The organism is Pandoraea sp. PE-S2R-1 (assembly GCF_002179865.1).
Lineage (GTDB): Bacteria > Pseudomonadota > Gammaproteobacteria > Burkholderiales > Burkholderiaceae > Pandoraea.
Genome location: NZ_NGUR01000017.1, coordinates 245107 through 260404 on the forward strand (window position 1 = coordinate 245107; position 15298 = coordinate 260404).

The window sequence follows — 15298 nt, forward strand, 5'->3', positions numbered from 1 at the left end:
CACAACAAATTCGCACCGAGGTGGTGCAAATTGCGAAATGTTCTGACGGGTAGTGCGCTTCAGATCGTGTGGCTATGAAGAAAGGCAGAAAATCGCTGCCATATCGTCAATAAATGCCCAAAAACATCGAAAAACGCGCCGAGCGGCAAGCGCTGCGGCGCGTTAGCGATGATAGCGGAAGGCGAGGAGCCTTTGGCGCGTCGCGCTGACCGGCGGTGCGCTCTGGATCAGACGCGACCGAGCATCAGGTACTCCATGAGCGCCTTCTGCACGTGCAGACGGTTCTCGGCTTCATCCCAGACGACGCTTTGCGGGCCGTCGATCACGTCGGCCGACACTTCTTCGCCGCGGTGGGCGGGCAGGCAGTGCATAAACAGGGCGTCGGCCTTGGCTTGCTTCATCAGGTCCGCGTTCACGCACCATTGAGCAAACGCTGCCTTACGGGCTTCGTTCTCGGCCTCATAACCCATGCTGGTCCACACGTCGGTCGACACGAGGTCGGCCCCTTCGCAGGCTTCGCGCGGGTCGTCGAATTCGCGTACGAACGGACGGCTCGATTCGGCCACCATGGCTTGGTCGAGGCGGTAGCCCGGCGGGGTCGAGATGTTGACCTGGAAGCCGAAGATTTCGGCCGCCTGAATCCACGTGTACGACATGTTGTTGGCGTCGCCGATCCACGTCACGGTCTTGCCCTTGATCGGGCCGCGATGCTCGTAGTACGTGAAGATGTCCGCCAGCACCTGACACGGGTGGTACTCGTTGGTCAGGCCGTTAATCACCGGTACGCGCGAATGCTGTGCGAAGCGCTCGATGATCTCCTGACCGAACGTGCGGATCATGATGATGTCGGTCATGCGCGAGATGACTTGGGCGGCGTCTTCGATCGGCTCGCCGCGGCCAAGTTGCGTATCACGCGTATTCAAGAACACGGCGTGCCCACCCAATTGGTGAATACCGGCTTCAAACGACAGTCGCGTGCGGGTCGAGCTTTTCTCGAAAATCATCGCCAGCGTGCGGTCGTGCAGCGGATGGTAGGTCTCGTAGTTCTTGAATTTTTTCTTGAGGATGCGGGTGCGTTCGAGCACGTAGTCGTACTCGTCGAGTGCCAGATCCGAAAATTGAAGGTAATGCTTGATGGGTTTAGCGGTGGTCATGTGGATGTTCTGCAGGAGGCCGAGAATCGGGGGATCACGAAGGCAAACACGAGATCGGGAGACCCGGCGGGAACTCGCCCGCTGTCGGCGCGACGAACAAGCCTTAAGGCCCGCTCCCCCACTTGGAGGAGCAGACCCCTAGTCTACCAAATCGTTTTGTCGTCACACGAAAAGCGTATGATCGACACCGCTGCGGCACAGCCCGGAAGGGCTGGCAAGACCGAAAAAAACATCTGCGGCAACGGTGGGGAGACGGGTTTGAGTCTTATATAAGATATAATACTGTCTCTGTCAGCAACGCTACCCGCGTATGGCTGGTCAGGTGTTTTTTTGAGGTGATTGAGCGATATGACCGACCAGGTTTCCGCGCGCGAGTATTTCATCCAGGGTCTGACCCGGGATGGCAAGAAGTTCCGGCCGAGTGACTGGGCGGAACGTCTGTGCGGCGCCGTGTCGTTCTGTGGCCGGGGTACCGGCCCGAACGCATACATGCAGTACTCCCCCTATGTGCGCCCGATTATGGTGGGTGACGTCAAATGCGTCGTCGTTGACGAGCGACTTCGCGAAATCGAGCCGATGGCGTTCGATTTCGTCATGAATTTCGCCCGCGACAACGATCTGCAACTGACCGAAGCCTGCTTCGTTCCCGACGTAAAGTAAGACTCTTCAGTACCCCCTGGGCCGATGTATTCGGCCTGACGTGAGTGCCGGGCCTTTGGCCCTGACTCACCGTCGTCTGCCTTTCCCGCCTTTCCCGCCTCTCCCGCCTCTCAGCCTTCCCGCCGCTTCCGATTTGTCTCTCCGGCTCACTTTGTCTTACCCGTCTTGCTGATTTTCTGCGTCGCTGTGACGCGCATTTTTACCGCAGAGGTCTATCGATGAACATAGCAGTCTGGAAAGTCGCGGCGTGCATGCTGGCTGTGTGGGGAGTGACGGCCGAAGGGGCGCGTCTACGCGTTTTGATGCGCTGATTGTTCAGCGATCTAAGTTTTCCGTCGCAGAATAGAAAAAAGCCCGCATGAAGCGGGCTTTTTAGTGTTCCGACCGAAGTCAGAACCGGCAAGCAACTTGTAGTGCTTTGCAGCGTCGTCTATCGACTCGCTGTCTTAGGCAGCAGCCGACATCGCCTTGATGGCGGCCGACAGGCGGCTCTTTTGACGAGCAGCGGTGTTCTTGTGAACGATCTTCTTGTCAGCAATGATGTCGATCGTCTTTGCCGAAGTGCGCAGCACTTCCTTGGCAGCGGCTTGGTCGCCCTTGGCGATAGCCTTGCGGACAGCCTTCACAGCCGTACGCAGACGCGAACGCAGCGCCGAGTTGTGAGCGTTGATCTTAACGGTTTGACGCGCGCGCTTGCGTGCTTGTGCAGTATTTGCCATGTTCGGTGAATTCCTTGAATTGCTCCGCCTGATGCGGCTTTCTATGCAGTTTGGCTCGGCTCCCTGGGAGACACGGTGGCCAGGAAGCAATCCATTGACTTCGAAACCGTCGATTATAGCCGAAGGCCAACGGAAATTGCAACGTCTTTGCTGCAATGCTGTGCGTATAATACCCGCAACATGAATTTGCTAAAAGCTCTCGCTACGGTCAGCGGTTTTACGATGCTTTCGCGCATCACCGGTCTGGTCCGTGAAATTCTCATTGCGCGCATGTTCGGGGCCGGTCCAATGACCGACGCCTATAACGTGGCGTTCCGTATCCCCAATCTGCTTCGCCGTCTGTCCGCAGAAGGGGCGTTTTCGCAGGCATTCGTGCCAATTCTGGCCGAATTCAAGTCGCAGCGAAGTGCCGACGAGACCAAAACACTGGTCGATTCGGTCACCACGGTACTGTTCTGGGTACTGCTCTCGATCACCGTCGCAGGCGTTCTCGGGGCGTCCGGCGTGGTTTATGCGGTCGCGACCGGGCTTTCGCGCGAAAACGGCACGTTCGACGCCGCCGTCTTCATGACGCGCGTCATGTTCCCGTACATCACCCTGATCTCGATCACGACGCTCGCCGCCGGGGTGCTCAATACGTGGCGTCAGTTCTCGGTGCCCGCCTTCGCGCCCGTTCTGCTCAACGTCAGCTCGATCGTCGCGTCGTTGTGGGTCGCGCCACACCTTGAAACCCCCGTCTACGCACTGGCTTACGCCGTCATCGTCGGCGGCGTGCTGCAACTGCTTATCCAGTTACCCGCGCTCGCCCGCATCGGCATGGTGCCGCGCATCACCATCAATATCGTGGCCGCCCTGCGCAACCCCGGCGTGAAGCGGGTGCTCGCGAAAATGGTGCCGGCCACACTGGCGGTGTCGGTCGCGCAGGTGAGCCTGATCATCAATACGAATATTGCGTCGCGGCTCGCGCAGGGCAGCGTGTCGTGGCTGGCCTACGCCGACCGCCTGATGGAGTTTCCGACCGCCTTGCTGGGCGTGGCGCTGGGCACGATTCTGCTGCCGAGCCTCTCGCGTGCCAATGCCGATGGCGACGGCGCCGAATATTCGGCGCTGCTCGACTGGGGGCTGCGCCTGACGTTCTTGCTGGCTACGCCAAGCGCCGTGGGGCTCTTCGTCTACGCGGAACCGCTGACCGCCACGCTCTATCAATATGGTCGATTCGACGCCAACGACGTCGTGATGACGGCCCATGCCCTGACCGCCTACGGCGTAGGGCTGGTTGGCCTGATTCTGATCAAAATTCTGGCGCCCGGCTTCTATGCCAAACAGGACATCAAGACGCCGGTAAAGATTGCCATAGTGGTATTGATTGCCACACAGCTGTCGAACTTGCTGTTCGTGCGCTGGTTTGCGCATGCGGGCCTGTCGCTCTCGATTGGCGTGGGCGCTTGCATGAACGCAGCGCTGCTTTTCGTGGGGCTCTACAAGCGGGGTATTTACCGTCCGGCACCCGGCTGGCGGCTCTTCTTCGTGCAATTGCTGGCGGCGTGTCTGATTTTGGCCGGGGTGTTGCTGTGGTTCACGCAGAGCTTCGACTGGGTCGCCCTCGGGGCGCGGCCGCTCGCACGTATTGCGCTGCTGGGCGCGAGTCTGGTGCTATGCGCCGTGGTGTATTTCGGCGCATTATTCCTCATGGGTTTCAATTTCTCGTTCTTCCGCCGTCGCACGAATTGACGCGGCAGGACCTACGGGTGCCGCATGGCGAATCGCTTTCTCGAGTACTTTGCTGCACTGGTGGCGTCTGACGATGGCTTGCCGCTGACCGAAGCGGCCATTTCCATTGCGCAGGACGTCTACCCCGATCTCGACGTGCAGGACACGCTCACGCAGATCGACGCGTTCGCCGCTCGCCTGTCCAGACGCTTGCCGACGGACGCCGGGCCATTGCAGAAGCTGCAACTGCTCGATCACTTCTTCTTCCGCGAACTCGGCTTCTCGGCCAATCAGAACGATTACTACGATCCCGACAACAGCCATCTGCATATCGTGCTGGACCGCCGGCGCGGTATTCCGATTTCGCTGGCGGTGTTGTGTATGGAGATCGGGCATCAGATCGGACTGCCGCTGCGCGGGCTGTCCTTCCCCGGGCATTTTCTGTTGAGACTGGCGGTGCCCGCCGGCGACGTGGTCATCGATCCGCTCTCCGGCAATTCGCTCTCACCGCAGCGACTGCTGGAAATGGTCGAGCCGTATCTGAAGCACTATCGCGACGAGAGCGCCGAACCGATTCAGGAACTGGCGCTCTGGGCGCTATTGCATCCGTTTCTCGAGCCGGCAACGCCGCGGGAAATCCTTGCGCGCATGCTCCGTAATCTGCGGGCGATTTACACGCAGAACGAGCGGTGGGAGCGGTTGCTGGCCATTCAGGAGCGCATGGTTCTCCTGTTGCCCGACCAGCCGATCGAGAAGCGTGACCGTGGGTTGGCCTACGCGAGGCTCAAACTCATACGCCCGGCGCAAGATGATCTTGAACTTTATCTGAGCAAGCGACCCGAGGCCGAAGATGCCGACGCCATCCGGCAGGTGCTCGACGACCTGAGCCGTCGGCCGGGCAGTCACGGGTAACAGCGGATTCCGGCGCTCATGCCGCAAAACGAAAAACGCCAGCCGATGAGGCTGGCGTTTTTGTTTCACGCGGATTGCGCCGCCAACTCCTCCACTCGGCGTCGCAGGCCCGGCTTGTAGCCGAAGTAGAAAAACACTTCGGCCATCAGGAACATCGGCGCGATGAAAATCTGGAAGAGGTTGTCGAGCAGGGCGGGTTTGCGTCCCTCGAAATGGTGTCCGATCAACTGGATGATCCAGCCGCCGATGAACAACACACCGAACGCGGTCAGCGCCCATGGCCAAGGCAGGCGGCCGAGGTGCTGGGTCACCGCGAGCATGACGGCGAAGAATGCGGTCATGGCCAGCGCGAGTGGCACATCGAGCAGGAAGTAGTACATCAGCAGGATCAGCACGATCACATGCGTGGCGTTCAGGCCACTGGGGCCGAGTGGGATCCACGAAAACGCCTGCATCACCGCGAGGATGATCATGGGAACGCCGAAGAAATGGGTCAGACGATTCTTGGGACTGCGGTGATAGCGCTGGTAGAACGACATCTGTTGCGCCAGTGATTTCATGCCAGCCTCCTGCCTCGGGGGACGGGGGGAACACGCGGGGCCGGCGACGTACCGGCGTCGGAGTCGGCCGCAGAGTGCGGCCTGAGTTTCATTGTAGTCATACTCGGCACGGCAAATTGCTGCGATGCGGCAAAGTGTCTCTGGGTGCCTTTGGGTGTCCTTGGGCTGCGCTCGCGAGCCTACTTGGGCTGCATACGGATCGCGCCATCCAGCCGAATGACTTCGCCGTTGAGCATCGGGTTACGCACGATCTGTTCGACGAGCATCGCGTATTCCGACGGCTTGCCCAAGCGTGGCGGAAACGGCACCATCTGGCCGAGCGAGGCCTGCACTTCTGCGGGCATGGCCAGCATCATCGGCGTCTCGAAGATACCCGGTGCGATGGTCATGACGCGAATGCCGCTGCGAGACAAATCGCGTGCCACCGGCAGCGTCAGACTCGCGACACCGCCTTTCGACGCGGCGTAGGCCGCCTGTCCCATCTGACCGTCGTAAGCGGCCACCGATGCCGTGTTGACGATGACGCCGCGCTCGCCTTCGCCATTGGGTTCCGTCTGGCTCATCGCCGTGGCGGCCAGGCGGATCATGTTGAACGTGCCGATCAGGTTGATCTGGATGACGCGTGAGAACGTATCGAGCGGGTGCGGGCCGTCGCGCCCGACAGTCTTGCTGCCGATGGCGATCCCCGCGCAATTGACCAGGCCGCGTAAGGTACCCAGCGTCTGCGCGGCGGCTACGGCTGCTTTGCCGTCGTCCTCGCGCGTGACGTCGCACTTGATGAATTTGCCGCCGAGCTTTTCGGCCAGCGCTTCGCCCTCGTCAATGTTGACGTCGGCGAGCGCGACCTTCGCACCCAGTCCGGCGAGCCAGCGCGCGGCGGCCGCGCCGAGCCCCGAGGCGCCACCGGTGATCAGAAACACATTGCCCTGAATTTCCATGCGTCATCCTCCTGAGACAAAAAAGGCGGCCCAGTCTGCACTGGCCGCCTTTTTCTGTTGCGTCATCTGCGCCGAACGTCAACCGGGATAGGTGAGGGTCGGCGCATGGTCGCGGGTGCGATGGTGACGCTTACTTCAGTGCATCGAACACGCGTGCGCGGATTTCGTCCACGCTGCCTTGGCCCGAGATCTTGCGATACTGCGGTGCGTCGACGATGGCGCCCGGGCTGCCATGCTTCGCCCAATCCGAATAATAGGCCACCAGCGGCTTGGTCTGCGATTCGTACACGGCCAGACGCTTCTTGACCGTTTCTTCCTTGTCGTCGTCGCGCTGCACCAGCGGCTCGCCGGTCACATCGTCCTGACCTTCGACCTTGGGCGGGTTGAACTTGACGTGGTACGTACGGCCCGATGCCGGGTGCGTACGACGGCCGCTCATGCGCGTGATGATTTCATCGAACGGCACATCGATCTCGAGCACGAAGTCGATGGCGACGCCGGCTTCCTTCATGGCTTCGGCTTGTGCGATGGTGCGCGGGAAGCCGTCGAAGAGGTAGCCGTTCTTGCAATCGTCGGCGGTCAGGCGTTCGCGGACCATGCCGATGATGACGCCGTCCGGCACCAGATCACCTGCGTCCATGAAGCGCTTGGCTTCCAGACCGAGCTGGGTGCCTTCCTTGATCGCGGCGCGCAGCATGTCGCCGGTCGAGATTTGCGGGATGCCGAATTTTTCTTTGATGAAAGTGGCTTGGGTGCCCTTACCGGCCCCGGGTGCCCCCAACAAAATCAGACGCATCGATGACTCCTGAAAGTTTGTGATTTGTGAATGCTGTGCGTGCGGCAGGCAGTCTCGTCTCCGGGGTTTGCGTGGGCGTGCGGGGCGTTGACCGGCACGCAATACGACACGCAACATGGCGCGCTGGCGGCGCGCTTGGCAGCAGCGCGGCGCGCGCGACCGGAGGTCTGCTCGCGAGAATCAAAAGCGATTATGCCACGACGTGCCCGCCCGTCGGCGTTTTGCGGGCTCGCTGGCGGCATGCCTGTGCGAATTCCGGGACGATCGCCGTGTGGTTCGAACGGGGATGGCTTGAGGATTTCAGGCGCCGAGGCGAGCGATGAAACCAGTGCTGCGGCGAGTAACCAGACGAGTGATGCGCGACGTCACGAACGAGGTCGTGTGTGACGTCGCTGTGACAAGGTCAGTCGCGAAGCAAGGCGCGCACGCGTTCGAGATCTTCGGACGTGTCGACACCGGGCAGCGGCGCGTCATCCGTCACGAGCACCGCGATTCGCTCGCCGTGCCACAACGCACGCAACTGTTCGAGCGATTCCGCCGTCTCCAACGGTGCCTGCGGCAGGCTCGGATAGCTGCGCAGGAATTTGGCACGATAAGCGTACAGCCCGATATGCCGATACACCGGTGTCATTGCCGCCGGCAGTGCAGCGAGATTCGCGAGGCCGGCGCTCCATGCATCGCGCGACCACGGAATCGGGGCGCGCGAGAAATACAGTGCACGGCTATGGGCGTCGAGCACGACCTTGACGACATTCGGCGAGAAAATCTCGGCGTTGTCCGTAATCGGGTGTGCCGCCGTCGACAGCGCGCATTCCGGGTGTTCGGCGAGATGGCCCGCCACGGCATGCACGAGACGCGGGTCGATTAGCGGCTCGTCGCCCTGCACATTGACGACGATCGTGTCGTCGGACCAGCCCTGCTGTACCGCGACTTCGGCGAGGCGGTCGGTGCCGGTCGGATGATCGGCGCGCGTGAGCACGACGTCGAACCCGTGGGCGGCAACTGCATCCACAACGCTTTGAGAATCGGTCGCCACGACGACCTGCCGGGCACCTGACTCACGTGCCCGCTCGGCCACACGCACGACCATCGGCTTGCCGCCAATGTCGGCGAGCGGCTTGTTGGGCAGGCGCGTCGACGCGAGACGCGCCGGGACGACAGCAACAAAATCGGTCACTTGGCTCACGATCCGGACTTGTCGTCGGTCAGCGGCACCGGCGTGCCTTCGACGGATTGACGGGCTTCGTCGGCCAGCATGACGGGGATGCCGTCACGAATGGGGTACGCAAGCTTGTCCGCGTGGCAAATCAGTTCCTGGGCTTTCTTGTCGTACTCCAGGGGGCCCTTGCACAACGGGCAGACGAGAATTTCAAACAGTCGGGTGTCCACGCAATTTCTCCACTACCAGGGATACCAGGCGCGCATCGAGCGCCGCCTCGGCGGGTACGGCCCACACACGCGGGTCGGACCAGGTGAGGCATTTTACTGCATCCTTTTCGGTAATCAGGATGGCATCGGCCGCGACCCCGTCGAACGGATTGGTCGCGAAATCGTAATGATCGGGCAGCGGCAGCGTCTCGATGGTCAGACCCGCCGCACGCAGCGCTGCAAAAAATCGCTCGGGGGCACCGATGCCCGCAGCGGCGAGAATCCGCCGCGAGGCCGGGGCCGGGGCCGGGGTTGCGGATGCCGGGACGGGGGCCGAAGCCGACGCCGGGCTGCTGGCGCCAGCGCCCGCAAAGTGGGCGAGCGGCCGCGAGAGCGTCGGCTGGCTCACGCACCACGCGTCGCCCAATGCCAGCGTGAGACGCCAGGTGTTGGGCCAGTCGGGCAGCGTCTTGCCGAACGGATCGTTGATGAGGTTTGCGTCGCGTCGGCGCGAGAGCGGTTCGCGCAGCGGCCCGGCGGGCAGCAGAAAGCCGTTGCCGCCCAACCGGTGGTCGAAGACAGCGATCTCGACGTCGCGCGCCAGTGCGTAATGTTGCAGCCCGTCGTCGCAGACGATGACGTCGCATTCGGGATGTGCGGCAAGCAGTGCACGGCCGCCTTCGACGCGCGCCGGCCAAACCCAGACGGGGACGCTAGTGCGTTTTGCGATGAGCAGGGGTTCGTCACCCACGTCTTCGGGGCGCGACGTTGCGACGACTTCGGTCGGGCGCGACAACTGCGCCCCATAGCCACGCGAGAGCACGCCGGGGCGATAGCCCTGTTGGCGCAGTGCCGCGACCAGTGCGATGACGGTCGGCGTCTTGCCGGTGCCGCCGACGGTGAGATTGCCAACCACGATCACCGGGACCGGCAGGCGTGTTGATGTTTTCCAGCCACGCCGGAAACTCAGGCGCCGCCATGCGGCCACGCCGGCGAAGATCCACGACAAGGGCCAGAACAGCCACGCCATCACACCGCGCCGCTGCCATTGCGCGCTGACCCAATGAACGAGCGAGCCGGACAACCGAGGGACCAACGCACGGGCGCGGGCCCCCGAGGCACCGGCGGTGCCGTTTTTACCCGGGGTGCCGTGGGTGCCGTTGGTGCTGTTAGCGTCTCGGTCGGCCGGGGTCGTCATCGGGCGGGCTTGCCGTTAGCGGTATTCGAGCGCGCGGCGAACGTCAGCCGCGACAGACCGGCTTCACGCGCGGCTTCCATCACGTTGATGACCGACTGATGGGTACTCTTCGCGTCGGCGTTGATGATGATCACCGGCGGTTCCGCACCGGCGCTCGGCGTGCCTGTGGCCTGCCGCAGCGCCGCGGTCAGGCTTGCCACGTCGCGTTGGCCGAGGGCCTGCCGGTCGATGGCATAACTACCGTCCGCACCCACTGACACCACGATCTGACGCGGCGGCACGACCGCCTTCTCGGCATCGGCGGTGGGCAGGTTGACCTTGAGCGCGGTGTAACGCGTGTAGGTCGTGGTGATCATCAGGAAGATCAAGATGACGAGCAGCACGTCGATGAGCGGGATCAGATTGATCTCCGGCTCGTCGCGCGTGGAGAGGCCTCGACGGAAATTCATCGTGCGCCTCGCCGATCAGTGCCGCGGCAGCGTGGCATCGAGGAAATGGACGGCCTGCGTTTCCAGTTCTACGAGGAACGCATCGACGCGCGTGCGGTAGTACCGGTAGAAGATCATCGCGGGAATGGCGATCATCAGGCCGAACCCGGTGTTGTACAGCGCCACCGAAATGCCATGCGCGAGTTGCGCCGGATCGGTGCCTGTGGCGTCCTGCGAGCCGAAAATCTCGATCATCCCCACCACGGTGCCAAACAACCCCATGAGCGGAGCCACTGAGGCAATGGTGCCGAGCGCGGGCAGAAAGCGCTCAAGCTCATGCGCCACGGCACGGCCGGTTTCTTCGAGCGCCTCTTTAGCACCGTCGCGCGGGCCTTGCGGGTTATGCGCAACGTAACGCACGCCGGTGGCAAGCACGCGGCCGAGCAGCGAGCCGCGCGCGAGCGCTTCCGTGGCGTCGTGTTTGGCGGGCGAGCGGCGCGCGAGCGTAATGGCGTTTTCGAGCACGCCGCTGGGCAGCACGCGTGCACGGCGCAACGACAGGGCGCGCTCGACGATCAGGGCGAGGGCGATGACGGATGCGATGAGAAGTGGCCAGATGGGCCAACCGGCGGCCTGGATGACGGCGAACAAAGACGACCTCTTGCTTGTTGCGGGGATGGGCAAACGAGTCCGCACTGTAGCGTGCAGGGTGGGGATGGGCAAGCACCGTTTTCCACATCTAACGAGCACAAGGATGTGGACAACCTTGGGATATTTTTGGCAAGTCTTTGACGGCAAGGAGATTTTTGGTTTGTGATGAAAAAATGAGCAACAAATGGTTTCAGATATGAACACCTCCGCAACCTCTCGATTCCCAAACGCACAAAGCCAGCCTGTGGATAACTTTGTGCACATGTCCCCGGGCGCCCGTATATCCTGCTGGCTGTCACGAAAATGCCATGTGACGCGGGTGCGACACCCGCCGGACAGCCCCGTCAGTCAAGGCTTTACCGCCCCGATGTAGGAAAAGTGCGGCAGCGGGGTGCGAAAACCCTTAAATTAACGGGCCTGTGGACAGTTTTTGACCTGCCGAATCGCATGAACCTTTCTTTTGACGACGCCCGGCCCAATCGTGGTGCGGATCGCGTGCTCAGTGTTTCGGATTTGAACAAGGCCGTCGCCGGGGTCCTGGAGCGGAGTTTCCCGCTCGCCTGGGTGAGCGGCGAGATTTCGAACTTCACGCGCGCGGCGAGTGGCCACTGGTATTTCTCGATCAAGGACGCGCAGGCGCAGATGCGCTGCGTGATGTTCCGTGGTCGCGCGCAACATGCTGATTTTTCACCGAAAGAGGGCGACCGCGTGGAAGTGCGGGCGCTGCTTTCGATGTATGTGCCGCGCGGCGAGGTGCAACTGAACGTCGAGGCGATCCGGCGCGCGGGGCAGGGCAACCTCTATGAAGCCTTCTTGCGGCTCAAGGAGAAACTTGCGGCGGCAGGGCTTTTCGACGCCGATCGCAAGCGGCCGCTGCCGCGCTACGCCCGCCGGGTGGGCGTGGTGACCTCGTTGCAGGCGGCGGCGCTGCGCGACGTGTTGAGTACGCTCGCCCGCCGGGCACCGCACGTCTCTGTGGTGATTTACCCGGCCCCGGTGCAGGGTGCGGATGCCGCCTCGCGTCTGGCCGCAGCGCTTGATACCGCTAACGCGCGCCGAGAAGTCGACACGATCTTGCTGTGCCGTGGCGGCGGCTCTATCGAAGATCTCTGGGCGTTCAACGAGGAAGTGCTCGCGCACGCGATTGCGCGCAGCGAGCTCCCGGTGGTGTCGGGCGTTGGCCACGAGACCGATTTCACGATTGCCGACTTCGTGGCCGACGTGCGGGCACCCACTCCCACGGCCGCGGCTGAGTTGATCAGCGCAGCACGTGACGAGTGTCTGCGCGAGGTGGACCGCGAGCGGCAACGCCTGACACGTGCCATGTGGCGCACGCTGGAGCAGCGCGCCCAGCAGCTCGACAGTCTGTCGCGCGGTCTGGTGTCGCCGCGTGAGCGTCTGGCCCGGCAACAGGGCGCACTCGCGCATCTGTCCGACCGGATGCGTCATGCGCTGGAGCGCCCGCTGGCACAGCGCCGCAGCCGATTCGAGATGCTGCGCCTGCGCTTTACGCGCGCCGTGCCCGATGTCGCGTCGCAACATGAACGGCTCGCATTGCTCTCGCAGCGTCTGCACACGGCCATGTCGCGCCGCACCGAGCGCTCGACACAGCGGCTCGTCGATGCCACTGCCCAGTTGGAACTCCTCAATCCGCGCCGCACGTTGCAGCGTGGCTATGCTGCCGTGCTCGATGGCCGCGGTCAGCCGGTGCGCGACCCGTGCAAGCTCCAGCGGGGCCAGCAGGTCACGATGCATCTGGCCGATGGTGCGGCGGACGTGGGCATTGGTGATGTCCAGGTCAGGCTAGACGATACTTTTTAGCGGTGCCGGCTCGCCAGTGTTGGTGAAGTGCAGACAATCTGCGGCGATTAGCCGGGATTGGCACACAATCGTCACACGTGAAGCGCAAAGTGCGGTGAAACGAGTAACCGTCGGGTTTGCGGGGTTATCGCATCTGCCCTAGAATCGGTGGTTCCGGATAATGCAAATCGGGTTCCCCTCAGAGCACAAAGGACAATCGCCATGGAACACAAGCTCCCTGAACTGCCGTACGCCATCGATGCACTGGCGCCGACCATCTCCAAGGAAACGATGGAGTATCACTACGGCAAGCATCACCAAGCCTACGTGACGAACTTGAACAACCTGATCAAGGGCACCGAATTCGAAAACGCGTCCCTCGAAGACATCATCAAGAAGTCGTCGGGCGGCGTGTTCAACAACGCAGCGCAAGTGTGGAACCACACGTTCTTCTGGAACACGCTGTCGCCGAAGAGCAGCGGCGCACCGACGGGCGATCTGGCCAAGGCCATCGAAGCCAAGTTCGGCTCGTTCGACGCCTTCAAGGAAACCTTCTCGAAGTCGGCCGTGGGCAACTTCGGTTCGGGCTGGACGTGGCTCGTGAAGAAGGCCGACGGTTCGGTCGACATCGTGAACACCAGCAACGCCGCCACGCCGATCACCGGCACGGACAAGCCGCTGATCACCATCGACGTGTGGGAACACGCGTACTACATCGACTACCGCAATGCCCGTCCGAAGTTCGTCGAGGCATTCTGGGGTCTGGTCAACTGGGACTTCGCAGCGAAGAACTTCGCGTAATCGAATACCCCGGAACACCCGGAATTCACCGGCAACGAGGTCAACCCTGGCGTCACGCGCCTGACCCGAGCGCGGCGCCTCGCCGGTGAAGCAAAAGCCCATCGCTTGCGATGGGCTTTTTGTTTTCAGCAGCCACCGGTTTGCCCGCAGGGTGGTGTCGTTTGATCAGCGTCAACATTCGGATGGGCAAGCGTCGTTAGAGTAGCCACTTCCAACGACCGGATGACGTATGCCAGACCCTGCGCCAACGTGCGATGCCTGCTCTTCCTCGCATCGTGCCCATGCTCGCGCTGCCCAACGTGCGACGCACGACGCGCCACCCCACCCGTCACATCAACGCTACTGGCTGGCCGATGCGCATCTCATGCGCAGTTTGCCACCCGCGGCGTGGACGCTGTTCCGTTTAGCCGAACACAAGCGCGGCGGCACGGCGTCGCATATGTGGCGCGTCGGCCGGCTGGCGTGGCGTTTTGCTCAGGCGTTGGAGATGCCGGCGATCGAAGCGCAGGCGCTCGCCTTGGCCGCTGCACTCCACGATACCGGTAAGCTTTGTATTCCGAATTCGATTCTTGAGAAGCCGGGCAAGCTGACGGCCGATGAGATTCGGGTGATGCGGATGCATCCGCAACTCGGTGCCGACATGCTCAATGCCATCGGCGGCGCTGCCTGCGATCTGGCCGCGAGCGTCGCGCGCACTCACCATGAGCGATATGACGGGGGCGGTTATCCGTTCGGATTGTCGGGAAATCGTATCCCGCTGGCCGGACGCATCGTCGCGTTGGTCGACGTCTTCGACGCGCTGGCGAGTCACCGGCCGTATCGGGCAGCGCTCACACCGGCGCAGATCGTGAAGGCGATGCTCGGCGAGCGCGGGCGCCATTTCGATCCGTGGCTCCTCGACCGATTTCTTGAGCGGGCGCTGATGCCCGCGCTGGCGATTTCAAGCGGCGCGCGTTAGCGCGCCATCACCTGGACATTGGAGGCGCCCGGGCGCCCCGGCATCGATAGGTGTCGAGGTGTGACCCGCGTTGTGCGGGTCAACCGATCGGCGCGTTTACTTCGGCAGGCCCGAGATCTTCGCACCCGGCCCCAGGTTTTTGGTCTTGAACCAGCCCTGATTCATCTCGAGCGCGTAGCGGATCGGTTCACGCGGGCAGTGGTTGTCATCCGTTTGCGGCGCCATATCTTCAACGTTCACGATCGTGCCGTCGTCCTTGAGAAAGGCGATCGACAGCGGCAGATCCGTGTTTCGCATCCAGAAACAGTTCATGGCGCGATTCTCGAACACGAACAGCATGCCGGCGTTCGGTGCCATCTTCTGGCGATACATCAGGCCCTGCTCACGATCCGCTTCGGTGGCGGCGACTTCGGCCTTGATGAGGAACATGCCGGCGGAGAGCTGAACGGTTGGGAAATCGCCCGGCTGCTTGATCCGTTGCGCGGCGGCGGTAGCGGGGGCGAGTGCCATGACGGCAGCGGCGGCAGCGAACGTGGTGCTGGCAGCGAGCGAGGCCAGTTGACGTGAAATCCGGATCACGAACGACTCCTGGGAAGGTCTGAAAACGTCAGACGAATGGCGGGTCATTGTAGCCGCCGGACGAAA

17 protein-coding genes are annotated in these 15298 nt (G+C 62.4%); 6 read left to right on the forward strand and 11 right to left on the reverse strand.

What is annotated here, in order from left to right:
- Positions 1 to 227 precede the first annotated feature (227 nt).
- Positions 228 to 1154, reverse strand: coding sequence for an ornithine carbamoyltransferase (argF, locus tag CDV44_RS25085; protein ID WP_058375831.1), 927 nt, complete (start codon positions 1152 to 1154; stop codon positions 228 to 230).
- A gap of 348 nt (positions 1155 to 1502) precedes the next feature.
- On the opposite strand from argF, the gene CDV44_RS25090 reads away from it, so the two are divergent.
- On the forward strand, positions 1503 to 1814 hold the full coding sequence (locus CDV44_RS25090; protein WP_058375830.1) for a DUF3579 domain-containing protein: 312 nt from the start codon (positions 1503 to 1505) through the stop codon (positions 1812 to 1814).
- Positions 1815 to 2260: 446 nt separating this feature from the next.
- Here the strand turns inward: CDV44_RS25090 and rpsT are convergent, their stop codons facing one another.
- Complete coding sequence (rpsT, locus tag CDV44_RS25095; RefSeq protein ID WP_058375828.1) at positions 2261 to 2533, reverse strand: 30S ribosomal protein S20; 273 nt, start codon at positions 2531 to 2533, stop codon at positions 2261 to 2263.
- Between the two features lie 180 nt (positions 2534 to 2713).
- Here rpsT and murJ point away from each other — a divergent pair, with 180 nt between their 5' ends.
- A complete protein-coding gene (gene murJ / locus CDV44_RS25100; RefSeq protein ID WP_087691531.1) occupies positions 2714 to 4264 on the forward strand; it encodes a murein biosynthesis integral membrane protein MurJ in 1551 nt (516 codons plus the stop codon).
- A gap of 24 nt (positions 4265 to 4288) precedes the next feature.
- Positions 4289 to 5155: a SirB1 family protein gene (locus tag CDV44_RS25105; RefSeq protein WP_087691360.1), complete on the forward strand. Its 867-nt coding sequence runs from the start codon at positions 4289 to 4291 to the stop codon at positions 5153 to 5155.
- A gap of 65 nt (positions 5156 to 5220) precedes the next feature.
- Here CDV44_RS25105 and CDV44_RS25110 read toward each other — a convergent pair whose 3' ends face one another.
- From CDV44_RS25110 to CDV44_RS25145, 8 genes are all read right to left on the reverse strand, one after another.
- The gene (locus CDV44_RS25110; RefSeq protein WP_087691361.1) at positions 5221 to 5715 is read right to left on the reverse strand and encodes a DUF962 domain-containing protein; all 495 of its coding nucleotides are present in this window, start codon (positions 5713 to 5715) and stop codon (positions 5221 to 5223) included.
- Between the two features lie 179 nt (positions 5716 to 5894).
- Positions 5895 to 6653, reverse strand: a complete 759-nt coding sequence (locus tag CDV44_RS25115) for a 3-hydroxyacyl-CoA dehydrogenase (RefSeq protein ID WP_087691362.1) — start codon at positions 6651 to 6653, stop codon at positions 5895 to 5897.
- A 130-nt stretch (positions 6654 to 6783) separates the two neighbouring features.
- Complete coding sequence (gene adk / locus CDV44_RS25120) at positions 6784 to 7449, reverse strand: adenylate kinase (protein ID WP_058375824.1); 666 nt, start codon at positions 7447 to 7449, stop codon at positions 6784 to 6786.
- Positions 7450 to 7852: 403 nt separating this feature from the next.
- Positions 7853 to 8635, reverse strand: a complete 783-nt coding sequence (gene kdsB / locus CDV44_RS25125; RefSeq protein ID WP_087691363.1) for a 3-deoxy-manno-octulosonate cytidylyltransferase — start codon at positions 8633 to 8635, stop codon at positions 7853 to 7855.
- Complete coding sequence (locus CDV44_RS25130) at positions 8632 to 8838, reverse strand: Trm112 family protein (RefSeq protein ID WP_087691364.1); 207 nt, start codon at positions 8836 to 8838, stop codon at positions 8632 to 8634. Before CDV44_RS25130 ends, kdsB begins: the two co-directional genes overlap by 4 nt.
- A complete protein-coding gene (lpxK, locus tag CDV44_RS25135) occupies positions 8819 to 9847 on the reverse strand; it encodes a tetraacyldisaccharide 4'-kinase (RefSeq protein ID WP_249277733.1) in 1029 nt (342 codons plus the stop codon). Before lpxK ends, CDV44_RS25130 begins: the two co-directional genes overlap by 20 nt.
- A 164-nt stretch (positions 9848 to 10011) precedes the next feature.
- Entirely contained in the window at positions 10012 to 10464 is a 453-nt protein-coding gene (locus tag CDV44_RS25140) for a biopolymer transporter ExbD (RefSeq protein WP_087691366.1), read from the reverse strand.
- A gap of 15 nt (positions 10465 to 10479) precedes the next feature.
- On the reverse strand, positions 10480 to 11094 hold the full coding sequence (locus tag CDV44_RS25145) for a MotA/TolQ/ExbB proton channel family protein (protein ID WP_058375820.1): 615 nt from the start codon (positions 11092 to 11094) through the stop codon (positions 10480 to 10482).
- Between the two features lie 447 nt (positions 11095 to 11541).
- On the opposite strand from CDV44_RS25145, the gene xseA reads away from it, so the two are divergent.
- The 3 genes from xseA (at position 11542) to CDV44_RS25165 (ending at position 14653) form a co-directional block, all read left to right on the forward strand.
- The gene (gene xseA, locus CDV44_RS25155) at positions 11542 to 12915 is read left to right on the forward strand and encodes an exodeoxyribonuclease VII large subunit (protein WP_087691368.1); all 1374 of its coding nucleotides are present in this window, start codon (positions 11542 to 11544) and stop codon (positions 12913 to 12915) included.
- Positions 12916 to 13116: 201 nt separating this feature from the next.
- Positions 13117 to 13695 carry a superoxide dismutase gene (locus tag CDV44_RS25160; protein ID WP_058375818.1) on the forward strand — a complete coding sequence of 193 codons (579 nt, stop codon included), beginning with the start codon at positions 13117 to 13119 and terminating at the stop codon, positions 13693 to 13695.
- Positions 13696 to 14059: 364 nt separating this feature from the next.
- A complete protein-coding gene (locus CDV44_RS25165) occupies positions 14060 to 14653 on the forward strand; it encodes an HD-GYP domain-containing protein (RefSeq protein ID WP_170936099.1) in 594 nt (197 codons plus the stop codon).
- Positions 14654 to 14749: 96 nt separating this feature from the next.
- Here the strand turns inward: CDV44_RS25165 and CDV44_RS25170 are convergent, their stop codons facing one another.
- Entirely contained in the window at positions 14750 to 15280 is a 531-nt protein-coding gene (locus CDV44_RS25170) for a DUF192 domain-containing protein (RefSeq protein ID WP_371328814.1), read from the reverse strand.
- Between the last annotated feature and the right edge of the window lie 18 nt (positions 15281 to 15298).